This is a genomic window from Acetobacter lovaniensis (genome assembly GCF_014207635.1).
Lineage (GTDB): Bacteria > Pseudomonadota > Alphaproteobacteria > Acetobacterales > Acetobacteraceae > Acetobacter > Acetobacter lovaniensis.
This window is the reverse complement of the sequence record NZ_JACHIE010000025.1, coordinates 1-22,810: the sequence shown is the minus strand read 5'-3', so window position 1 is coordinate 22,810 and position 22,810 is coordinate 1. Positions and strand designations below refer to the sequence as shown.

Below are 22,810 nucleotides of genomic sequence, written 5' to 3'. Positions count from 1 at the left end.
ATGACAACGCAATTATGGCATCAGGTGCAGGAATACGCTTTTCTTTCCCCCTCATCCGCCGCGTTGGTGTGGCTGTGCGTTACGCTGGGTTCTTATGGGATTGCCGTGCGGGTACAGATTTTGTGCGGGCGCGCGCCATGGGTCAATCCGGTTCTGCTGTCAATTCTTACAGTCGTGATGCTGATGTTCTGCACCGGCACACCTTACGAAATTTATTCGCGCAGTACAGGCATGATTCATTTCCTGCTTGGCCCGGCTACGGTGGCGCTGGCTGTGCCGCTAGCCCAGTCCATAGGGCTTGTCCTGCGTAGTCTGCCTGCCATGATTCTGGCGCTGCTTGCTGGCTCTATTACTTCTGTCATCAGTGGTGTCGGGCTGGTACTGCTGTGCGGCGGATCGCACGATGTGGCGCTGTCAATGGCCCCCAAAGCAGTCACAACCCCCATTGCTATTGCCATTACGCAAAAGATCGGGGGCATAGCGTCCCTTACTGCGGTATTTGCCATTGTGGGGGGAATTATTGCTGCCATGTGTGGGGAACCACTTTTAAGACGTTTTGGCGTGCATGACTGGAGGGCGCATGGTCTGGCGGCCGGTATTGCGGGCAGCGGCATCGCAGCTGCCCAGATTGCACAGCGTGACCCGGTTGGGGCAGCCTTTGCCGCCTTGGGTATCGGGCTGAATGGTCTGGTTACGGCGTTGCTTGTGCCGCTATTGCTGCATCTATTTCACTAGCACTACAGTTGGCCTTGCGACGGTTTTGTGTCGGTACGGGACGAATACTGTTGGCTTTCATCAGTCGCCCCACATGACGTCCACCAACATCAAGCCCTGCTTCTCTGAGTTCCATGGTCATCCGCGGACGGCCATAGATCCGGTTGCTCAGGGCATAATGCTCGCGGATATGTGCCAGAACCTTCAGATCGGTGCGCTGGCGCTCGCACATGGGCCGGGAAACCCATGCTCGGTAGCCACGCGTCGAGACCTGCAGAACCAGACACAGATCGGCGATGGGCCAGCAGTCACGATGTGCCCTGATAAACGTAAACCTCACGTCTTTTGACTCGCGCAGAACTGCGTGGCTTTTTTTAATATTTCCCTCTCATCCCGCAGGACACGGTTCTCCAGGCGAAAACGTTCATTGTCCCGGACGATATCCGTCTGCGCTTCAGACGCGTCAGATCAGTCAACCGACACTGCGAAATCCAGTGGTCCAGCGTTGATTTGCCAATCCCCAGATCAGCCGTAACCCGTGTCCTGAATAAACCGCTGCTGAGCGCGATCTTGAACCCTCACGGCAAAACTCTTCTGTCTGCTTCAATGCCATGGTCTCATGCGCTTCCTGTTGAAGCTGTAAACGCACAGCCAACCGGCACAAAACCGTTGCAAGTCCATTTATCTCCAGTGTCCTCGTAGTTCCTGAAACAAATTTCCTATCCCCAATCAATAAGGGCTGGAGGCTAGGAAGCGCAACTGGGAGTATCCCTTACGGGATGAATGACAATTGCCGTGGCTCCGGATTGTAAAACAGTGCGCAGGTCCTGCTCCGTCAGGGCGATGCATCCTTCCGTTGGTGTGTGGTCAGGGCGCTGTAGATGCATGAAGATAGCCGACCCTTTCCCCGGTAGGGCAGGGGCATCATTATAGCCTATAACAACCACGAGGTTGTATAGGTCGTCCTCTCTCCACAACTCTTCATGCCGGGCTGCGTTGGGTCGTGTGATGTGCTGGTTATACACGGCAGATGTAGGGTCATCACACCATCCATCATCTGGATTTAACGCTTCCGTGGGCAAAACAGAATGGGGGCGAGCGGTTCGGTCTGCCCGATAATACACTTTTCTGAGAGTAAATTGACCAGCCGGCGTGGCCATATCCCCCTCACGCTTATGGCTGGTGATGCCACTTCTGCCGATCACCGCATCCATTATTATGTGCCCGCAATGCAGTTTTGCGTAGCTGCGACTGTCAGCTATGGGCCACACGTGTATGATCATCTCAAGATATTGCCTCTGTTCGTGGCCTGCCATGTGGTTCACGTATCATGTCGCTGCTTACGTTGCGTGAAGATTCGTGGCACGATAGCAAAAGAACAGGTCAGGCAGCCACTAATAGAAGGCTGACACAAGGAGATGGAACCACATGACGGGTGCACGCCCCATTTTGGTTGTTGACGACGATCAGGTTATCCGCCGCGCTTTGACGGAACAGCTACAGGTTGATGGTGAGTTTCTGGTTCAGGAAGCCGCTACGCTGGTAGAAGCACGCGAGAAAATGAAAGGTCCGGATGCCCGGTGTGATGCCATCTTGCTTGATGTCTCTTTACCGGACGGCGATGGCAGGGACTTCTGCGCGGAACTGCGCAAGGAAGGGCTGCGTATGCCGGTGATCATGCTGACCGGTTCGGATGATGAGGCCGATATTGTGCGCGGTCTGGATGCCGGGGCCAACGATTACGTGGCGAAGCCTTTCCGTATTGCCGAGCTTCTGGCCCGACTGCGTGCACAATTGCGGCTGTTTGAAAACAGTGAAGATGCCGTTTTCTCAATCGGTCCGTATACCTTCCGTCCTTCTGCCAAGCTGCTGCTGGAACCGGTTAAAAACCGCCGTATCCGGCTGACGGAAAAAGAAACTGCCATTCTGAAGTTTCTCTACCGTGCTGGCACGCGTCCGGTCCCCCGGCAGGTTTTGCTGAACGAGGTATGGGGCTACAACGCCGCTGTCACCACACATACGCTGGAAACCCATATTTACCGGCTGAGGCAGAAAATTGAGCCTGATCCTGCCCACGCGTCCCTGCTGGTAACCGAAGGTGGTGGTTATCGCTTAAACCCGGAAGTGCTGGCTTAAAATCCAAATCTCTCCCTAGTCTGAGCGCCGCATAGTAGATGTGGCTGACCAGACAGGGAGAGGCTGGTCTGGGGGAGATTATCTCCGTCTTTTTACAAAGCAGGGAAGGCCGTTTGCGGCCATACCGGGCAATACACATATGGCCAGCAGAGTCGCGGTGACAAACAAAAAATATGTGGGCCAAGCGTGGTAAACAAAGGCTCCAATAACACCGCCTCCGACAAAACAACAGATAATCTGTAAGTGTAACCAAAGTCGCTGCCAAATAGTGTAGCGGTGCTCTGGACTAACCCTGTGCCGCCAGGCGTCCAGCCAGTCGGCAATTTCCATTCCCAAGTCTGTCAGCATGCCGGTAATGTGTGTTGTGCGCACAACTGAACCCGAGATGCGGGTGACAGTTGCATTCTGCAAACCCATAAGAAAACCGAGCATTAACGCAGGAATAAAGCTGTGCGGGCCAAACAGCGCAAAAACATTGGCCAGTCCCAGCAGAGCCAATATGGCGGATTCTAGTAAAATACTAAAAGCATAAGCCGCGTACCAGTGCTGCCTGCGCCCTCTGTTGACCAGAAATGTACAGACAGTGGCTCCCAGAATAAAGCTTCCGCCCAGTTCCATGGCACGAAAACCTTCCAGAAATTTTCCACTCTGTAGATTGAGAGCCATTGCAGAAGCATTGCCTGTCATATTGGCGCAGTAATATCCAAAATTCATAAAACCGGCGACATTAATGGCTCCGGCAATCATGGCCAGAGAACTACCCAACCTCCGGTTGGTGACAAAATTCCGTTTTTCCTGCTCCTGAAAGAGCATACTTTCTCCTTACGCGTTCCCGCAGCATCGACCGGTCGCAAAATATTTGATTTTTTTGACTTTAATGGCAAATCACCTCTTGCCAAACCCTTCGTGATCGATGTATCTAACCCCCACAAACCGGGTGCGTAGCTCAGCGGTAGAGCATCGCCTTCACACGGCGGGGGTCACAGGTTCAATCCCTGTCGCACCCACCACGGTTTGCCCTAGTTTTCTGCGGGTTACAGAAAACAATCCACAAAATAATAAGTGCGCTATCGGTTTATATTGAACCATAGCAGTCCGTGCCACTTTGTTCGATCGACTTCGAGTATTTTATTTTCCTTCCATTCTTTGCAGAAGGGAGAGGGGATGAACAAAGCACTCCCTCTGCCAACAACACGGCTCTTTCTACAAAACAATTTGGACCATAATAATTCTAATAATATTAATTGTGTACCAATATATACTTTATTGTTACCGTAATTTTCTTTGCCTTTTTACTATGAGATTGATTTGGTACAGTTTTTCCCACAAACATACCCATCGCTGCATTGTCGAGAAGAATGCTACCGGATGATTTGGAAAAACGTACGGATTGAATTTTTCCCTGAGGACCAATCCAAATTTTCATTGTTGTATAGCCCTCAATGCCACTTCTGGCTGCTTCCATAGGATAATATACCTGCTCTGAAGTCCATAAGTCCAAAGGGGTTTGGGGTTGAGGTTTACTGATTGTTGGCGTCGTTTTTTTGTGGTGATGCGATGGTAATTGCGGATATCCGAGTTTATCAAAATTATTCGAAATTATACCCAAATTTTCATAATAAATGTCCTGAACTGTTCCATCTGCAGTGATGTGTTTTATTTTTTCCAGTGTATAAATATTAAATAATTTTTCCCCCTTAACTTTTGTATGAACTGGACAGACCGCATCTTTCTCTTGCACTCCGTCTGGTTTTTTTCGGGGCTGATTTACAATAGGGTGGTGGTGTGTTCGCTTATACGCAGGACTATTCGTAACAAGTATTTGCATCTGCTGGCGTATAAACTCTGATGCATGCCGGGAGTGTTGGATGGACTGACATAATGTACCTGCTTCCAGAACTGCAGATAAATGCTCCGGACGCATAGGATCGGGATTCCAATAGGGAGAACAGGATGTTTCCGAAAAAATAAAACAAAACAATGCCGTTTTTATAAACGTTTTATTTCTAAATTTGCATTTCATATCATGACATTCTTTGCGTTTATTCTTAATTTTGAAAATAAAATTATTAGATTTTTTCATTAAACCATAATCTATATTCCTATTGATTTTAACCTTTCACATTATGAATATCTTTACTCACTCCTTGTGCCAGAAAATAATCCCCTGCGGCATGGGATGACGATATGTGAAATATGCATTCAATGCTCATACCCCACAACGCTGAGTCAACGGGATGAGCCTTTATCAGTTTGTGGCATGGTATCCACTAAGGCCCAATAAATAACACTTTAGCGGTCTTGAATACCCGTTTTGTCGCGCATAGCTGGCTCGCCATCTGGCGGGCCAGCTTAGGTTCCACATGTTAATAACAACGCGGAGACCGGATATAGCCTGAAAAATATGCCAGCATGTCTTTTCAGCTTACAAGATGATCTGTATGGCTAAGGCAGAAGGCATACCCATGGTAATCCGGGGTAACGTCTACAATATCGTGCGCTGGTAGCTCAGTTGGTTAGAGCGGGCCGCTCATAACGGCTTGGTCGCGGGTTCAAGTCCTGCCCGGCGCACCATATTTTTATTCGGTTTTTGTATCAGGCATTATGCACCTGTTTCCCGTTTTATCAGGCCGAGGTTTAAGGTCCGCATTCTGCCGACATTAGACCGGTTTTTCCGCCTCAAAATACCCTTGGTTTACCCAACCTGTCTCATATCTGGAACAGGTTAGGTTTTTTGCTACAAACATCTGTGAGCACGGCCATATCAACTGTGGCAATTTCTGGGTGCTTCCTGTTCATCAAACGCAATTGGCTATGGACAGGGGCAGTGTAGCAGCCTGCCTCAATGTTTCGGGCTGACTGAACACATTCAGAGAGAAACACAACATGCGAGAGAGTAATAAGGGGTTGTTTTCAATTATAACCTCAGCCTTACTGGCTCTGATCGGGCTTTTCCTGTTTTTGGGTGGGGCGGAACTGCTTTTCCTTGGCGGCTCCTGGTTCTATATTCTGGCAGGCGGCGTTATGCTGGGGGCAGCTTTCAGTGGTTTCAAAAACCCAAGGCTTGCCAGTCGCCTGTACGCAGCCCTGCTGCTGATAGCAACGGTCTGGTCTCTTATTGAAGTCGGCTTCAATATCTGGGGGCTGGAAGTCCGGCTGTTTACACTCATTGGTCTTGGGGCATGGCTTCTGCTGCCGTGGGTCTGGCGTACGGGGGCCGACTGGCTGACCGACAAACGTGAAGTGCTGGGGGCCGTTGCCGTTTCCACTCTTGTGGTCGTGGCTAGCTGCTTTACCTCCTACTCCATTAACGGCACGGTACCGGCAGATCGCATGGCTGCGCAGGGGCAGGCTGACCCAGCCGCCAATGGTGTGGCAGATGCAGACTGGTCGGCTTATGGCCGCACGGTTGGGGGGGATCGCTACTCTCCCATCGGGCAGATCACCCCCGCCAACATCAGCCATCTCAAACGCGCATGGATGACCCGTACAGGCGACGTGCAGCAGGGCGGTGAGGGCACTGTTGCCGGGCCTGATCAGGGGCATGAGTTCAATCTGGAGCTGACGCCGATCAAGGTAGGTGACACGCTTTACATGTGCACCCCCCATAGCTGGATTATGGCGGTGGATGCCCTGACCGGGAAGGTCAAATGGAAGTTTGACCCCAAGCCAGCAACGGCTGATCTGGACAAAAACGTGTATCTGGCCTGCCGTGGCGTTTCCTACTACCATATTCCGGACGAAATTCAGACCAGTTGCCGCAACCGCATCTACTCTCCCGTGGCAGACGTGCGCATGGTTGCTGTGAATGCCGAAACCGGCCAGCCATGTGATGATTTCGGCGATCATGGTTTTATCTCCCTGCGGGATTACCTTGGCCATGTGCCGCACGGTTTCCACTTTGTAACGTCTCCCCCCATGGTGGCCAAAAACCGCCTGATCACCGGTGGCTGGATTTTTGATAACCAGGCCAATTTTGAACCTTCTGGTGCCATTCGCGCATTCAACGCCACCACAGGTGCCATTGAATGGGCATGGGACGTTGGCCACAACCCCGAAACATGGAAACCCGGCCCGAACGATGTGTTGACGCGTGACACCCCGAATGCCTGGGGCGTTTACACGGCTGATCTTGATCTGGGGCTGGTTTACATTCCTACCGGCAACGCTCCGCCAGACAACTGGGGTGGCTCGCGCCGTCCGTTTGACGACGCCTCTTCCAGCGCTACGGTTGCTCTGGATATTGAAACAGGTGAACGTCGCTGGATTTACCAGACCGTGCACCATGACCTGTGGGATATGGATATTCCTTCCGGCCCATCCATGGTGGACCTGCCCGGCCCGAATGGGGAAAGCATTCCCGCTCTGGTCCAGAGCACCAAGCGTGGTGAGTTCTTTGTGCTGGACCGCCGTACGGGCCAGCCTGTTCCGGGTTATCCGGTTGCGGAAAAACCCGTACCCACGGCCGGGCATGTGGCGGATGACCGCGTATCACCCACCCAGCCATACCCAACAGCCATGCCTTCCCTTACGCCGCCTGATCTGAAAGAGTCTGACATGTGGGGTGCAACCCTGCTGGACCAGATGATCTGTCGCATCCAGTACCGTCAGTCTGCTTATGACGGGCAGTTTACACCGCCACATCTGGGCCAGACGACCATTGTCTACCCCGCATTCTATGGCATTGTGGACTGGCAGGGCATTACCATTGACCCGCAGCGCAAGCTTCTGCTGGCCAATGCAAGCTACCTGCCGTTCCGTATCCGTCTGGAAAAACGCCAGACACTGGAAGGCCCCGGCACCCTGCCGAAATGGGACGGTAAAGGCGAGGAACCTGCTGCCAAAGGTGACGCACTGTCTGTTTCGCCCGACTATGGCACGCCGTACATTGCCTACACCAACCCCTGGCTGAATCCGCTGCAGATCCCCTGCAAAGGGCCGGTCTGGGGCACGCTGACCGCGATTGACCTTGTCACCAAGAAGATCGTCTGGCAGCACCCGGTTGGCACCACGCGGGATACAGGGCCTTTCCGCACCCACCACAACCTCCCACTGCCGACAGGCATGTATAACATCGGTGGGAACATTGTGACCAAAGGTGGCGTGGTGTTCATGGGCGCCACAGCAGACGATTACCTGCGTGGTTTTGACCTCTCCACAGGTCAGGTCATCTGGCAGGACCGTCTGCCAGCGGGTGGTCAGGCAACCCCCATGTCTTATGAGGCAGGCGGCAAGCAGTACGTTGTAATTGCTGCAGGCGGCCACGGGGGTCTTGGTACCCGGAGCGGCGATTACATCATCGCTTACACGATCGATGGCGCACAGGGCACCAAAGCCCAGTAACGCGCCTTTCATGCGGGGCTCCTGATTTTTTCTGGAGCCCCGTTTCTTTTTGAATACGGAAATCCTTCTGATGCGTCAGACAGAAAAGCCGGAGCGGCTGCGCTCCTTGCTTCGCCTCGTCGTACCCGGTGTGGTTCTGGTTTATGCGTCTCCCGCTTACGCAGCGGATGTGACACTCGGCATTATTGGCCCGCACGAATATGATCTGCCGGTCGATTTCAAACCCTTTAACGTGCTGGTGCAGTATGGGGATGGAAATGCAGCGGGCAGCACATATAACAGCATGGGCCAGCGGCAGGCCCATGGTGGCAGCCATACATGGGCGGGCATGACCAAATATGTGCATTTCCGCAGTTTCGAGGCCATTCCTCACGTAGGTTTTGCTTTTGAGCTGATCCAGTCCGAGAGTTATTCTCTGGCCAATGGCACGGATTATGGGGGACTGGGCCCAACCATTGTAGGGCCTGCTGCGTGGTTCAAGCCCAATGCACACAGCACCTTTGGCATACAGACCTTTATGCAGACGCCAGAAGGTACCCGTGATGCAACATCACCTCATTACTGGTCCAATATTTCCAGCTTTATATTTGACTATGAGTGGGAACACTTCAGCTTCGATGGGGATGCTGGCACCGTTGTTGGCTCTACAAAACATGTAAAGGGTGCCCATAGTTATTCACCCGGCGTGGTGTTTTACTCCAATTTACGCTTCAGCTGGAAAGCAACGCAAAAACTGGAACCATTTGTGGCATTTGACTGGCAGAATGTAACCGGCACATACGACAATTCAGCCAAACGTTACCTTGATGATTCTAATAGCAGGGAAACAACGTTAGGGCTGGGATTGATGTATAACATTTCCCGGCATTTTTCGGTAACAGGCCGCTATTCGCACTCCCTTGAGGCGCGCAATACGCCCGAAACCAACGCGTATTATGTGAAGTTCGTCTACCTTTGGTAAAAGAAATGCATAAGAGGCATCCTACTCTTTCACATTAAGGTAAAATCTTGGCAATGTGGCTGCAACAGCCCGTAGTCTGGGTATTAGTCGGGCGACCCTTTACCGCAAAATGAAGGGGCTGCACATTCAGTAGCTCCGTGTGGTGTTCAGTGCTGCCCGCTTGCCTCACAGGAAAGTCAAAAACAACGACTTTTTCCAGATAAGGAGCGGCAAATGCTTTAAAGGCATCATGCGCAGGATCAAAATAGCGCGGGTCGGAAACAACTGGGCGACCAACGTAAAAATTGCGGTCTCCCTCGGATCGGAAGGTCACTAGATAAGCCTGTTCAAGGCCAATATCCGCATTTTCTCCACTGATCTGCGGCCCGGTTTCGATCGAGAGAACTGGCGCTGAACCATCTGGACGGTGGGAGAGATGGCGCAGTGCAATAAAGCGTTTTGCAACCTCATTGCGCTCGGCCTGCGTTGTGTGTGGGTTAAAGCGGAACATAACCATATGCCGCACTAAACCGGGCTTGAAGTCCGGCGCAGTAAAACGGGCTGCGCCGGTTATATGCGCTTCATTACGGACCTGCTGTGCCGCTTTGCTCAACGCTGGCGCGGCCAGAACTGGCCGTGCCGACATACCGAATGCCGCCAAAGACGCAAAGCTGGCACTCAGCACCAAGCGCGCTACTCTGCTTTTTAATTTCATGCAGCACACAGTCATCATAAATTACAGAGCAATCAGGGAGCTGGGTTGGAGTGAACCTGATGGATGGCGTTTATTTTTGCTTCCAGTTCAGGAGTAATCGCCAGATCCAGAGAACCAAGAATGGTTTCAAGCTGTTCTATGCTGGTTGCACCAATAATATTGGACGTAACAAACGACCGGCTTGTTACAAAGGCTATGGCCAGTTGCACCGGGTTCAGCCCTTCCTGCTGGGCGAGGTCCATATAAGCGCGAATTGCCACGTCCACGCCGGGTTTTTCGTAACGCTGTGCGCGATCAAAAAGGGTCGTACGCGCGCCGGGCGGCCGGGCGCCATCCAGGTATTTACCCGTAAGGTAACCTTGGGCGAGGGGGGAATAGGCCAGAAGCCCCACACGCTCACGCAGAGCCATTTCTGCCAGTCCGATTTCGAACGTACGATTGATCAGGTTGTACGCGTTCTGAATGGATGCAACACGTGGCAGACCGGTTTTGGAAGCCGCCAGAAAACTGGCGACACCCCATGCTGTCTCGTTGGAAAGGCCGACATGGCGGATTTTCCCTTCAGCCACAAGGTCACCCAGCACGCCCAGTGTTTCCTCTACCGGCACGGAATCATCTGGCGGGAGGTCCTTGAACGTGGTCCCGCCTTCTCCAAACAGGCCAATAGTGCGGTCGGGCCAATGAAGCTGGTACAGGTCAATATAATCCGTGCCCAGGCGGCGCAGGGAGCCTTCCAGAGCATAACGGATCTGGCGAGGGGTCAGGCGCGCCTGCTCACCACCCGGCCGATACCACGGAGATGATGAACGCCCCACAACCTTGCTGGCAATAACCAGTTTGTCGCGTCCCCTCCGGGCTTTTAGCCAGTTCCCTATAATGGTTTCCGTTGCGCCATATGTCTCGGCCCGCGGTGGAATGGCATAAAGTTCGGCTGTGTCGATAAAATTGATACCCCGCTCCAGCGCCAGATCAAGCTGGGCATGCCCTTCAGCCTGCGTGTTCTGCTGGCCGAAGGTCATTGTACCAAGGCAGAGTTCACTCACCATAATGCCAGTACGGCCAAGTTCGCGTTTGTTCATGTTATGCCTATTGGATAGAGGGGAAAATGATGTTGTCATCATGGAAGATAACATGCGCCAGAACAAGGGGACGGGAGCACAATGAAAATAAATATTAAAAATTATAAAATTAGTAATTAGAAAATTACACTAAATTAGTATCTATGTTGAAATTTTATATCAGACCAATTACAGTTGCCATAATGATTGTAAATATTTTGGAGGAACGCATGCTCACTCTTGAATGTCTTGGCAATGTGAAGTCTCCTGTGCATTTACCAGACTATAACCCGCTGGATATTAAAGCCGGTATTATTCATTTTGGTGTTGGTAATTTTTTCAGGGCACATGAAGCATTTTATATTGATAAAATCCTCAAGGCAGAACCAGACTGGGGCATCATTGGCGTTGGCCTGACAAAAGGCGACCATTCCAGCAAAAAAGCCGCATTGTTCCATGCGCAGGATTGTCTGTATTCCCTGACCGAATGCGCTCCAACGGGGGATCGTTCCGTGCGGATCATTGCCGCATTGCGGGATTACCTGCTCGCCCCTCAAAACCCGCAGAAAGTACTGGAGCATTTAAGCAATCCCGATATCCGCATCGTGTCCATGACCATAACGGAAGGTGGCTATAATATTAACGAAACCACCGGCATGTTCGACCTGAGCAACCCAGACGTTCAAAGCGACCTGCAAAACCCAGAAAACCCACAAACCGTTTTTGGGTATGTTGTAGAAGGTCTGCGCCGCCGACGCGCTGCGGGAACAAAAGCGTTTACCATCATGTCCTGCGACAATCTGCGGCATAATGGTGATGTTGCCCGCAAGGCTTTTCTTGGTTTTGCTCAGGCGCGTGACCCGGAACTGGCCGACTGGATTGCGCGGAATGTCACGTTCCCCAATGCCATGGTGGACCGCATTACCCCAACCGTTACAGCAGATATTGCCAAAGCCCTAAATGCTGCCAGCGGGGTGGAAGATGGACTGCCTGTGGTGGCGGAGGAGTTCCACCAATGGGTGCTGGAAGATAATTTTGCCAATGGCCGACCAGACCTTGCCAAAACCGGAGTGCAGTTTGTAACCGATGTTACGGATTATGAGCACGTTAAAATCCGCATGCTCAATGCCTCCCATATCATGCTTAGTTTTCCCGCAATTCTGTTGGGTTATGCGCATGTGGATCAGGCAATAAAAGACCCCGCACTCAAGCAGAATGTGGAAAACTTTTTAACTCGGGATGTTATTCCAACACTCAAGGCGCCTCCCGGAGTGAACTTGCAGCATTATATGCAAAGTGTTCTAAGCCGTTTTTCCAACCCCGCCATGGCCGATCAGACCTTGCGTATTGCCAGTGATGGCTGTGCAAAAATTCAGGTTTTCTGGACACAGACAGTCCGCGATCTGCTCCTTGGCCACAAAGACTGCTCCCGCATTGCTTTTGGCATGGCCGCGTATCTGGAAATGCTACGAGGCATCAATGCACAGGGGCAGACTTATACAACATCTGAGCCAGCCTACACGGCAGAACAGGAAGCCCTTGTGCATTCTGATGATTATGCTGCAGGCTTAAAGCTGCCTGCGTTCGACGCATGGAGGGATTTGGAGAGTTCCGCCTTGGATCAGAAGGTCATTGAACTGCGTAAAATTATACGCACACAGGGTGTTCTGGCGGCTCTGGCCACATTGCCCACGTAAGGCCCGCATAAGCAAAGCCTGTTTGTGCGGTTTAACGCGCGCATCAAACTACTGGCGGGCAGAGAGAGCCTTTTTTCACGGAGTGTTACCTCTGCTCGCATCAGCCCCCCAAACGCACAGATAACCTTTTCCCAAAGGTTCCCACATTCGCGTCATACAGTGGAACCGCCTGATGAGCAGACCGTTGGGGTAGCATGAGTCAAATGCCCCTTCATGCCAATCGAAGCCAGAGCAATACGCTCTCTCCACCATGCATGTGGGGCGTGCTTTCAGTATATTCCCGTGGTGCCACGTGGCATATGGTTGGCATCACGCTTCAGAAAAACAATAAAAACATACCACCCCAAGGGGCTGTTTGCTTGGAACGTTACAGCGGGAACGGCAGAAGATGACAGCATCATACACGCTACGGGACGTAAGCATTGGCATAGACGCGACTGGCACGCGGCAGGAAACTGATTCCATGGGCACAATTGATGTGCCCGCCAACCATTACTGGGGAGCACAGACGCAGCGTAGTCTGGTGCATTTTTCCATTGGGCGGGACCGGATGCCCATAGAGCTTTGTCGTGCTTATGGCATTGTCAAAAAAGCTGCAGCACAGGTCAATCTGGCAGATAACCGGTTCCCTAACTGGAAGGCGGCTGCAATTATTCAGGCGGCAGGCGAGGTAAGCTCTGGCCTGCTGGATGCCGAGTTCCCGCTTTTTGTCTGGCAGACAGGCTCGGGCACTCAGACAAATATGAATGTGAATGAAGTTATTGCCAACAGGGCCATCCAGCTTCTAGGTGGGCAGATTGGCTCCAAAGCACCCGTGCACCCCAATGATGATGTGAACATGGGGCAGTCGAGCAATGATTCATTCCCCACAGTCATGCATGTTGTCACATTGCTTGAAATAGAAAATACCCTTGTCCCGCAGGTAGAAGCTCTTATTGCCAGTATCCGGGCCAAAGCGGATGTGTGGAACACTGTGGTCAAAATGGGCAGAACCCACTTGCAGGATGCTGTGCCCTTAACAGTAGGGCAGGAATGGTCTGGCTGGGCACAGCAGCTTGAAACCACGCTGAATACGCTCCGTGCAGCCCGGGCGGATCTGGCTGAACTGGCAGCCGGTGGCACGGCTGTCGGTACGGGCCTGAACGCTCCCAAGGGCTTTGGTAAGGCTATTGCCGAGCATATTGCTGTTTTGACCGGCAAACCCTTTGTAACAGCCCCTAATAAATTTTCCGCTCTGGGCGGGCTGGATGCCATGGTGCGCGCATCTGCCGGACTGCGTGGCCTTGCCGTAGCGCTAATGAAGATTGCCAATGATATGCGATGGCTCGGCTCCGGCCCACGGTGCGGGTTGGCAGAGCTTAACCTGCCGGAAAATGAACCGGGGTCTTCCATCATGCCCGGCAAGGTGAATCCCACCCAATGTGAAGCCCTCATCATGATTGCAACTCAGGTGTTGGGGAATGACGCAACGGTTGCGTTTGCAGGCGCTCAAGGTAATTTTGAGTTAAATGTCATGCGACCGGTCATTGCCGCAAATGTGTTGCATGCCATCCGTATTCTGGCTGATGGCTGCAAAAATTTCAGGGTCTTTTCGGTTGAAGGGACAACCCTGAACGAACGCAACATCCAACATTACGTAGAAGTCTCTGTGATGCTGGTTACAGCACTCAGCCCCGTTATCGGTTACGACAAGGCATCTGCCATTGCGCACCGGGCCATGGCACGCAACGAAACCCTTAAAGAAGCAGCCTTGGCTTCTGGCGTAAGTGAAACAGTTTTTGATCAGACTGTGGACCCGAGCAAAATGGTCGGGAATGGCCTTGCCGGGGCATAAAATCCACCTGTAACAGCACGGTCAAACGGCTCCGCCCCCTAAATCACCTAAGCTTGATGCATATCATTGCGGTGTGATCGAGCAGGGGAGCAACCTCGGCTTCGTTGAAAGACAAAACTTCTTGGCGGAAGTGGGAAAGGGAGGTGTAGAGCCTCCCTTTCTTTTTGTGTCAGATGCCTCATTGAACCTGCAATCAGGCTGTTTGCTGGACACCGTGGAAATCGGCTGATCTGGATTGTTTTTTCTTTTTGCCCAGCATTTCAGTATGCCGGTGCGTATCAGGTGAAATACGCAGACACAGGGGCAGCACCCCGGCAAAGAGACAAAGACCAGAAAAACTCCAGATCACGTCTTCCTGCCCCATCCCGAACCAGACTTCACACACGCTGACAACCGCAGGCCCGACCCAGGTACACCAACCCCGGAATGGACAGGGCTGCAGCCACTTCCTTGGGGCAGATCAGGGGGGCAGGGCGGACATAGACACAAATGTAGCAACGGTGCTCCCGTAAACAAAGTCCGCAATCGCTGCCAGTATGAAGTCACCGGCTAACGCTTACCCGTGCCTCACCCCTCAAGGTAAGAGGTGGAACAGCGTATTTTTTGCATTTTTACAATTCAAATAAATAACCGGAAAATAACTACTCTAAATTACGAGTTTTTTCTTCCAATTTCATTAAATCGGAAACCATTTTGTTAATGGGAGTAGCCCAGTCAGATGGTTGTGGCTGCTGGTAGATACGCAGATGACTGTACCATGGCGACTCTGTTCGCCCGGAAAGCCAACGCCAGCACTGGTCAAAGCGTGAGAGCATCCATACTGGTTTACCCAACCCTGCGGCCAGATGCACAACGGATGTATCAACAGAGATCACCATATCCAGATTAGCGATCAGTGCTGCTGTATCATCAAAATTGTGCAGAAGATTGGCGTGGTTAACCAACTTCATGCCTGCAGGCGGGGCTTTGGCCTGAATGCTTTTTTCTCCAACCTGCAAACTGTAAAATAGAATATTGGGCACCTGTGCCAAGGGGGCCATGCTTTGCAGGTTTATGGACCTGCGCTGATCCACAAACTCCACATAACGAACCTCCCGGTGGGGCGAGCCTGCCCATACCAGACCAATTTTTAGCGTGGGTGAGGCGGACATAAAGAACAGGTCTTTGTCCAGACGTGCTTTCCAGTCAGCAACTCTGGCTGGATCAGGAGTAAGATAACCACTGGCCTGCGGAATTGTATCCAGCGTTGTCCCAAGCAGGTATGGCAAACTCCCAACCGAACATTCCAGATCGTGGGGAGGAGCTACGTCATCGACGGTAATAAACTGCTGTTCGGGGAAGGAGCGCTGCAGAAGGGTTAATAATTCTTTGCGGACTTTTACAATAATGCTGCCGCCACGTTTGGCTGCGTCTGGAACAAAGCGTACAAAATGCAGCATATCTCCAAACCCACCTTCCGTGTGGATGAGTAGAGTCTTGCCAACAAAAGACTCACCATTCCACACCGGGCCTTGCAGGTTATGCTTGCCTATGATGTTGCTGTTCCACCGCCATTCATACGCTTTAAAACCTTCCTGATAATCTCCGTGCGCGAGAAGGGAGAGCGCGTGATTAGTCCGGTTTTGTCCGTTTTCTGGCTCTATCTGGATTGCGGCTTTATGGAAATTCAGGGCAAGTTCATGCCGTCCTTGGCAATCCAGAACCACTCCCAGATTACTGAGGGCGAGTGCATGCTGAGGTTGCAGTGACAGACACTGTTTATAGGCTTCAATGGCACCGCTATAATCTTGCAATTCAAACAGGACATTCCCAAAATTTGACCACGCATCAGGCATATCCGGTTTAATACGCACAGCACGGGCAAGAAGAGGCTTAGCCGTTTGGAACTCCCCTAACGCACAGAGCAGCCCACCATAATTACTTAGAGCGTAAGCATTGTCCGGGTCTTGTTCTAGCGCCACTTTATACGCGGCAACTGCTTCGTGCATACGATTGGCACGTTGCAGCGCCACAGCATCCATGACTTGAGCATCTGACAAAGCGGATGGTTCAGAAAAAGAATGCTCTGGCATGATCATCCAACCCAGTTTGAGTTAAAACTGACACAAACCCTAATACGTCAGACCACCACATGACCACAGACATGCACAAGGCACCTTTCTGCAATATGGCTGAACAGGCATATTGCAGAAAAGAACAGTCATAGCGGCTTTACAAACCCGACCAGTTTTTCGGCTTCGGCAACAATTGGTTCAGCAATAGCCTGTGCACGCTGCGCACCATTATGCAGCATTTGCACCAGATGCGTTTCGTCTTGCAAAAGCTGGCTGGTCTTTAGAGCAATCGGGGCAATCTCGTTCACGACCACCTCTGTCAGAGCAGCTTTGAACGGACCGAACCCTTGCCCCTGATGTAAATCCAGAACCTGCTGTATAGTCTTGCCAGACAAAGCCGCGTAAATGGAAACCAGATTTCTGGCTTCCGGACGGTCAGCCAGACCAGAAGGGTCTTCAGGCAGAACGCCGGTATCCGTTTTGGCGCGCTTGATTTTTAACGCGATGGTGTCCGCATCATCGGTCAGTTCAATCCGGCTCTGGGCAGAAGGGTCCGATTTGGACATCTTTTTTGTCCCATCGCGCAGGTTCATGACACGCGCAGCCTCCGGTGGGATAAGCGCTTCTACCTGTGGGAAAAATTCGACGCCATAATCATGGTTGAACTTCTGGGCAATATCATTGGTCAGTTCCAGATGCTGCTTCTGGTCCTCACCTACGGGTACCCGGGTTGCCTTGTAAGCCAGAATGTCGGCAGCCATCAGATTAGGGTAAACATAAAGACCGGCAGAATGGTTTTCCCTGTCTTTACCGGCTTTATCCTTGAACTGCGTCATGCGGTTCAACCAGCCAAGCCGGGCGACACAGTTAAAAATCCATGCCAGACGCGCGTGCGCCGAAACAGCGGACTGATTAAACAGAATATGGCGCTGAGCATCAATGCCGGATGCCAGCAGAATAGCAGCCTGCATAAGCGTATGTTCGCGCAGTTTGGCAGGTTCCTGCCAGACCGTAATGGCATGCATATCCACAAGGCAGAACACACATTCATGATCAGCCTGCAGGTTAACCCAGTTCCGAATTGCTCCCAGATAGTTGCCAAGCTGAGGAACACCCGAGGGCTGAATGCCAGAAAAAATACGTTGCATACGGATTTATCGCTACTGTCTGTAAGGAAAAAGAAAAACCAGAGGTCCGCTGCATTTTTTGTAAAATGCCGGAGCAGGGCTCCGAAAGCAGATTAGTCCCAAAAACGGTTTATACGTTTTTACTGTGTGTAAAGTGATATGGCAGCCTGATCAAACCCCATGGTATTGTGCCAGTTTTGCAACCAACACCCCATGGATAATCAAGCCGGGAGGGAAGGGGGCTTTCCCGCTATAAAAACTCGCGCCACCCTTGGCCCCCAAAGCGTCCCTCCTCGACAGAATGCCCATAAGAGGAAGGAAACGCCTCAGGCACGGCACAATAAACGCCAATACTATGGCGTATTGTGCGTATGCTCGACCCCAAGCAGCTGAATACGGAAGACCAGCGGGCTATCCGAGGGAATAACCCCCATGGACCGATGCCCATAGCCCAATTCCGGCGGCACATACAGCATCCATGTATCCCCCACATGCATTAGCGGCAGGGCTTCCATCCAGCCCTGCACCAGACCATCCAGCGGCATCTGCATATAGGCGCCGTTGCCATGCTGGTCAGAGCCGTCAAAGATGGAGCCATCAGGCAGACGGCCTTCGTAAATCAGCATCATGACATCCCCTTTACGGGGCTGTTCACCATCCTTGGGACCAGATTCCAGAACTTTATAAGCCAAGCCATCCTTAAGCACCGTAACGCCCGGTTGCGAGCGCAGCTTTGCCATCTGCTGCGCTGGCGTCAGTTCTGCTTCTTCCGCCTTATGGCCACCGCAGGCGGTGAGCGAAAAGGCCAGGCTGGCCGCAAGTATGCTTGGAACAAGAGAAAATCGACGGGACATGGTACTGGTGTGCTCCCTTACAAAATTCAGAAAAAGTGGCGCTTAGAGCGCGCCACCTTTACGGCCGATCTGTGCTCCCAGCCTCAGGCGCAGCGCATTCAGCTTGATAAAGCCCTGCGCGTCTTCCTGATTATAGGCACCTTCATCGTCCTCAAATGTCACAACGCGGGTATCATACAGGCTGTTGGGGCTTTCACGACCCACACAAATCACATTGCCCTTATACAGCTTCAACCGGACCCGCCCGGTTACGGAATGCTGGGAGGCATCAATCAGAGCCTGCAGCATGCGACGTTCGGGGGAGAACCACAGGCCATTATACAGAATGGAAGCATAGCGCGGCATCAGGCTATCTTTAAGGTGCATGGCCTCGCGGTCCAGAGTGATGGACTCAATGCTCCGATGCGCCGTAAGCAGAATTGTGCCGCCGGGTGTTTCGTACACACCACGGGACTTCATGCCCACAAAGCGGTTTTCCACCAGATCAAGGCGGCCAATCCCGTTGGCTCTGCCCAGTTCATTCAAACGGGCCAGCAACGTTGCGGGGGAAAGAGCCTCACCATTGATGGCTACCGGGTCACCACTCACAAAGTCGATGGTAATTTCAGTCGCACGGTCAGGTGCAGCTTCTGGTGCGATGGTCCGCTGGAAAACAATTTCCTCAGGTGCAACAGCCGGATCTTCCAGCATTTTACCTTCGGAGGAAGAATGCAACAAATTGGCGTCAACCGAGAACGGGGCTTCGCCGCGCTTGTCCTTGGCGATGGGGATCTGGTTTTCTTCAGCAAAGGACAGAAGACGGGTACGGGAGGTCAGGTCCCACTCACGCCAGGGCGCAATAACCGTAATGTCGGGTTTAAGAGCATAATAAGCCAGCTCAAACCGGACCTGATCATTACCCTTGCCCGTAGCCCCGTGGGCAACGGCATCTGCGCCAACAGCTTCAGCAATTTCAATCTGGCGCTGCGCAATAAGGGGGCGGGCAATGGATGTGCCCAGCAGGTACTGGCCTTCGTAGAGGGTGTTGGCGCGGAACATCGGGAAGACAAAATCCTTCACGAATGTCTCGCGCAGGTCTTCCACAAAAATTTCCTTAACCCCGAACATCTCGGCTTTTTTGCGTGCGGGCTCCAGTTCCTCGCCCTGCCCAAGATCGGCCGTAAAGGTCACGACTTCGCAGCCATAGGTCTTTTGCAGCCATCTCAGGATAACGGACGTATCAAGCCCGCCCGAGTAAGCCAGAACAACCTTTTTAACGTCTTTTTTGGCGGAAGTCGCGCCCATGCACCAATCTCCTGATCACTCTGAATAACAGGTTTGCCTTTCTCCTATCACCGAGAAAGCCCCGGAGCCAGAGCGCTTTCCTGATGACGCCACGTTCTGGCCGGAAAAAAGTATGTTTTTATGAGGATGGCGTGTTTCTTGCCCTCTCACTTGCCGTTTTCAACTGCCCGCAAGCAGCCAGAATATCGCGACCACGCGGTGTGCGAATGGGGGAGGCAAAACCTGCATCCATCACAATTTGTGCAAACCTGTTCTGCTGTTCGCGCGTGGAGGGCCGGTAGTCACTCCCCGGCCAGGGGTTGAATGGGATCAGGTTCACCTTGGCTGGGATGTCAGAAATCAGCCGGACCAGTTCGCGGGCATCGGCTTCACTATCATTTACGCCGCGCAGCATGATGTATTCAAAGGTGATGCGGCGCGCATTGCTCGCCGCCGGGTAACGGCGGCACGCGGCCAGAACCTCTTCAATCGGATATTTGCGGTTGAGGGGGACAATTTCATCACGCAGGTCGTTCCGCACGGCATGCAGGGAAACCGCAAGGTTGATCCCCAGTTCATCCCCGCAGCGGTCCATAAGCGGCACCACACCGGATGTGGAAAGCGTAATGCGCCTGCGGGAGAGGCCAATTCCTTCGCCGTCCATGATAATGCGCATGGCTTTGGCAATGTTTTCGTAATTATACAGAGGCTCGCCCATGCCCATCAGAACAATGGTCGAAAGCAGGCGAGGGGTGTCCCCTTTAGGGCTTGGCCATTCGCCATAGGAATCCCGCGCAGCCATGAACTGGCCCACAATTTCGGCCGCACCAAGGTTGCGTACCAGCTTTTGGGTGCCGGTATGGCAGAAGGTGCATGACAACGTACACCCAACCTGAGATGAGATGCACACAGCACCACGGTCTTCTCGCCGGTCAGGAATATAAACGGTCTCCGCCTCCTGCCCATCACGAAAGCGAAAGAGAAACTTACGTGTTTCATCCTGCGAAGTCTGCACGGTTGTAGGCTCGGGGCGTGCAATGATGAATTTTTCAGCCAGTTTTTGCTGGAGCGGCTTGGCAATGCTGCTCATGAGCGAAAAATCCGTAACACCCTGATGATAAATCCAGTGCCATAACTGCTTGGTCCGGAAAGGTTTTTCACCAATTTCGGCCAGAATTTCCGTCAGTTCCTCGCGTGAAAGGCCAACAATATCCCGCCGCCCATCCTCCGTAACGGCAGAAGGAGGGCTGAACATGGCAGCTTTTGCCAGAATGCGCGTACGCTCTTCGGCATTGAGCGCGGTAACCGCATCGGCATCAGCAGGAGTTGAAGCAGGAGAAACTGGAGACGACATGAGAGTATGCACTGTTTCATAAAATGAGGAGAGAAGGGTTCATAACAAAAAAAAAGGCTGACAGATACCAGCCTCTTTTACCCACCCTTATCTGATCAGACTATGCTGGTCTTTTTCGTTCCTTACTGGGCAGCAGACTGGTTCTGACCTTTAAGAGCCGTCTGGAGCCATGGGGCCATTGTCATCTTGGATGTGTCCATATTGTCCAGGATCATGCCAATGGTTTGCGCGGAATACGCATCAGGTTTCGTATCGGCAGAAATGGGGAAGGAAGGACGCGCGATTTCCATTGTCAGCGCCGGTGCTCTGTGTTTGTTGTCCCCGACATTCATGCTGGCTGGTGCGGGAGCTTCTTCCTGTATGTCCGCAACAACCGAAAGCTTGGTTGCTTCTGGATTTTGCCCAAAATAAAGGTAGGCATATGTAGCCGCTGCGGACAGTACGTCCTTGACTGTCTGACGATAAAGGCCAGCCGAGCCCGTATTACCATCCTCCCGCAGGGTTGCTGGATCAGCTTTGATGGTCAGCACACCTGCCTGCATATCATCTTGCAACCGCAATCCATCCTGCTCATACCCACGCAACAGAACGCTACCGGTTTCCGTTTCCGGATGCGATGCCGAAGAAGGATGATATGCGGGGGCGGCCCAGACAGTTGAGCTGGAAGCCAAAAGGAAGGCGGCGCCAAACAGTGTCGCTATCTTGCGCATGATTCTGTGTTGCTTCCCTTAAGATGGTGAACTGATTTTTGTATTCTTCAGAGAATTGTGGCAAAAAAATTGATCATCTGCCATGCAAAAATCAGGAAGCAACCTGAAAATTTAATTTAAGATTTATGTAGAACCACTACTTTTTATGCGTTCCGTTGCGCAGCGATCAGGAATTCCTTGTTGCCTTCAGGGCCGGTGATGGGGCTTATCTCAATACCCAGCACCTCCCACCCCGGCAGGGAAGACCACCATTCCTGAATGGTGGCGCACACGCTTTCATGCACAAGAGGATCACGCACAACACCTTTAGCGCCAATCTGCTCCCGTCCAGCTTCAAACTGGGGCTTAATCAACGCTACGGCCCATGCATTATCCGCTGCCAGTCCAAGGGCTGCGGGTAGAACGGTGCGTAGGCCAATAAAACTGGCGTCGCACACAATAACTTCCGGCGCGACCGGAATAAGCGTGGTATCCAAGTAACGGGCATTGCACTTTTCCAGCACACTAACCCTTGGATCGGACCGCAGCTTCCAAGCCAACTGTCCATGCCCGACATCCACCGCATAAACATGCTCGGCACCGTGGGTCAGCAGTACATCCGTAAAACCACCTGTGGAAGCACCCACGTCCAGACACTGGCGTCCGGCCGGGGAGAGACCAAAATGCTCCAGTGCGTGGTCCAGCTTGCATCCCCCGCGTGAAACCCATGGATGCTCCTGCCCCTTGAGTTCCACAGGGGCATCTTCCGCCAACAGGTCTCCTGCTTTGGCGACACGCCTAGAGCCGCTAAAAACCAGCCCTGCCATAATCAGGGCCTGTGCTTTTGTGCGGCTCTCGACCAAACCCCGATCGACCAGAATCTGATCAGCGCGACGCCGGGCCATGCGCTCAGGCCGTCCGTTCTTCCGTGAGGTTAACACCCAGTGCGTTAAGAGCGGTTGCGACGATGTGAGGGGCGGAGAGCCCGGCCTCGTCATACTGCGCGTCCTGCGTGTTGTGGTCGATAAAGCG

The 22,810-nt window shown here is 52.5% G+C and carries 19 protein-coding genes and 2 tRNA genes; 8 read left to right on the top strand and 13 right to left on the bottom strand.

Going from position 1 to position 22,810, the window contains the following annotated elements; all coding sequences use genetic code 11:
• Entirely contained in the window at positions 1-735 is a 735-nt protein-coding gene (locus HNR55_RS15690) for an LrgB family protein (RefSeq protein WP_166116909.1), read from the top strand.
• Here the strand turns inward: HNR55_RS15690 and HNR55_RS15685 are convergent.
• Both HNR55_RS15685 and HNR55_RS15680 read right to left on the bottom strand, forming a co-directional pair.
• Entirely contained in the window at positions 692-1,054 is a 363-nt protein-coding gene (locus HNR55_RS15685) for an IS3 family transposase (RefSeq protein ID WP_166116910.1), read from the bottom strand. The two genes, HNR55_RS15690 and HNR55_RS15685, sit on opposite strands and share 44 nt — an antisense overlap.
• A 406-nt stretch (positions 1,055-1,460) precedes the next feature.
• Positions 1,461-1,997 carry a L,D-transpeptidase family protein gene (locus tag HNR55_RS15680; RefSeq protein ID WP_166116941.1) on the bottom strand — a complete coding sequence of 179 codons (537 nt, stop codon included), beginning with the start codon at positions 1,995-1,997 and terminating at the stop codon, positions 1,461-1,463.
• Between the two features lie 145 nt (positions 1,998-2,142).
• Here HNR55_RS15680 and HNR55_RS15675 point away from each other — a divergent pair, with 145 nt between their 5' ends.
• Positions 2,143-2,850 (top strand): response regulator transcription factor, encoded by a 708-nt coding sequence (locus HNR55_RS15675; RefSeq protein ID WP_166116912.1) that lies wholly within the window; start codon positions 2,143-2,145, stop codon positions 2,848-2,850.
• A 78-nt stretch (positions 2,851-2,928) separates the two neighbouring features.
• Here the strand turns inward: HNR55_RS15675 and HNR55_RS15670 are convergent, their stop codons facing one another.
• Complete coding sequence (locus HNR55_RS15670) at positions 2,929-3,663, bottom strand: YoaK family protein (protein ID WP_166116914.1); 735 nt, start codon at positions 3,661-3,663, stop codon at positions 2,929-2,931.
• Positions 3,664-3,785: 122 nt separating this feature from the next.
• Between HNR55_RS15670 and HNR55_RS15665 the strand changes: the two genes are divergently transcribed.
• Positions 3,786-3,860, top strand: a tRNA-Val gene (locus tag HNR55_RS15665).
• 230 nt (positions 3,861-4,090) lie between these two features.
• Here the strand turns inward: HNR55_RS15665 and HNR55_RS15660 are convergent.
• Positions 4,091-4,933: an energy transducer TonB gene (locus tag HNR55_RS15660; protein WP_166116916.1), complete on the bottom strand. Its 843-nt coding sequence runs from the start codon at positions 4,931-4,933 to the stop codon at positions 4,091-4,093.
• Between the two features lie 414 nt (positions 4,934-5,347).
• Here HNR55_RS15660 and HNR55_RS15655 point away from each other — a divergent pair.
• From HNR55_RS15655 to HNR55_RS15645, 3 genes are all read left to right on the top strand, one after another.
• A tRNA-Ile gene (locus HNR55_RS15655) sits at positions 5,348-5,424 on the top strand.
• Positions 5,425-5,736: 312 nt separating this feature from the next.
• Positions 5,737-8,193 (top strand): membrane-bound PQQ-dependent dehydrogenase, glucose/quinate/shikimate family, encoded by a 2,457-nt coding sequence (locus tag HNR55_RS15650; RefSeq protein WP_166116918.1) that lies wholly within the window; start codon positions 5,737-5,739, stop codon positions 8,191-8,193.
• Between the two features lie 70 nt (positions 8,194-8,263).
• Entirely contained in the window at positions 8,264-9,154 is an 891-nt protein-coding gene (locus HNR55_RS15645) for a transporter (RefSeq protein ID WP_166116920.1), read from the top strand.
• Positions 9,155-9,188: 34 nt separating this feature from the next.
• On the opposite strand, the gene HNR55_RS17365 is transcribed toward HNR55_RS15645, so the two are convergent.
• Both HNR55_RS17365 and HNR55_RS15635 read right to left on the bottom strand, forming a co-directional pair.
• Complete coding sequence (locus HNR55_RS17365) at positions 9,189-9,779, bottom strand: Dabb family protein (protein ID WP_456304236.1); 591 nt, start codon at positions 9,777-9,779, stop codon at positions 9,189-9,191.
• 101 nt (positions 9,780-9,880) lie between these two features.
• Positions 9,881-10,927, bottom strand: coding sequence for an aldo/keto reductase (locus HNR55_RS15635; RefSeq protein WP_166116925.1), 1,047 nt, complete (start codon positions 10,925-10,927; stop codon positions 9,881-9,883).
• Between the two features lie 209 nt (positions 10,928-11,136).
• Here HNR55_RS15635 and HNR55_RS15630 point away from each other — a divergent pair, with 209 nt between their 5' ends.
• Together HNR55_RS15630 and fumC are read left to right on the top strand one after the other, a co-directional pair.
• The gene (locus tag HNR55_RS15630; protein WP_166116927.1) at positions 11,137-12,603 is read left to right on the top strand and encodes a mannitol dehydrogenase family protein; all 1,467 of its coding nucleotides are present in this window, start codon (positions 11,137-11,139) and stop codon (positions 12,601-12,603) included.
• Positions 12,604-12,991: 388 nt separating this feature from the next.
• Positions 12,992-14,437, top strand: a complete 1,446-nt coding sequence (fumC, locus tag HNR55_RS15625) for a class II fumarate hydratase (RefSeq protein WP_166116929.1) — start codon at positions 12,992-12,994, stop codon at positions 14,435-14,437.
• Positions 14,438-15,078: 641 nt separating this feature from the next.
• Here fumC and HNR55_RS15620 read toward each other — a convergent pair.
• From HNR55_RS15620 to HNR55_RS15590, 7 genes are all read right to left on the bottom strand, one after another.
• Entirely contained in the window at positions 15,079-16,509 is a 1,431-nt protein-coding gene (locus HNR55_RS15620) for a tetratricopeptide repeat protein (protein ID WP_242005648.1), read from the bottom strand.
• A gap of 128 nt (positions 16,510-16,637) precedes the next feature.
• The gene (trpS, locus tag HNR55_RS15615) at positions 16,638-17,639 is read right to left on the bottom strand and encodes a tryptophan--tRNA ligase (protein WP_166116931.1); all 1,002 of its coding nucleotides are present in this window, start codon (positions 17,637-17,639) and stop codon (positions 16,638-16,640) included.
• Positions 17,640-17,971: 332 nt separating this feature from the next.
• Positions 17,972-18,472: an FKBP-type peptidyl-prolyl cis-trans isomerase gene (locus HNR55_RS15610; RefSeq protein ID WP_086646756.1), complete on the bottom strand. Its 501-nt coding sequence runs from the start codon at positions 18,470-18,472 to the stop codon at positions 17,972-17,974.
• 42 nt (positions 18,473-18,514) lie between these two features.
• A complete protein-coding gene (locus HNR55_RS15605; protein ID WP_166116933.1) occupies positions 18,515-19,756 on the bottom strand; it encodes an argininosuccinate synthase in 1,242 nt (413 codons plus the stop codon).
• Between the two features lie 118 nt (positions 19,757-19,874).
• Positions 19,875-21,089, bottom strand: coding sequence for a 23S rRNA (adenine(2503)-C(2))-methyltransferase RlmN (gene rlmN, locus HNR55_RS15600; RefSeq protein WP_166116935.1), 1,215 nt, complete (start codon positions 21,087-21,089; stop codon positions 19,875-19,877).
• 122 nt (positions 21,090-21,211) lie between these two features.
• On the bottom strand, positions 21,212-21,799 hold the full coding sequence (locus HNR55_RS15595) for a hypothetical protein (RefSeq protein WP_166116937.1): 588 nt from the start codon (positions 21,797-21,799) through the stop codon (positions 21,212-21,214).
• A 143-nt stretch (positions 21,800-21,942) separates the two neighbouring features.
• The gene (locus tag HNR55_RS15590) at positions 21,943-22,683 is read right to left on the bottom strand and encodes a TlyA family RNA methyltransferase (RefSeq protein ID WP_166116939.1); all 741 of its coding nucleotides are present in this window, start codon (positions 22,681-22,683) and stop codon (positions 21,943-21,945) included.
• Positions 22,684-22,810: the final 127 nt, after the last annotated feature.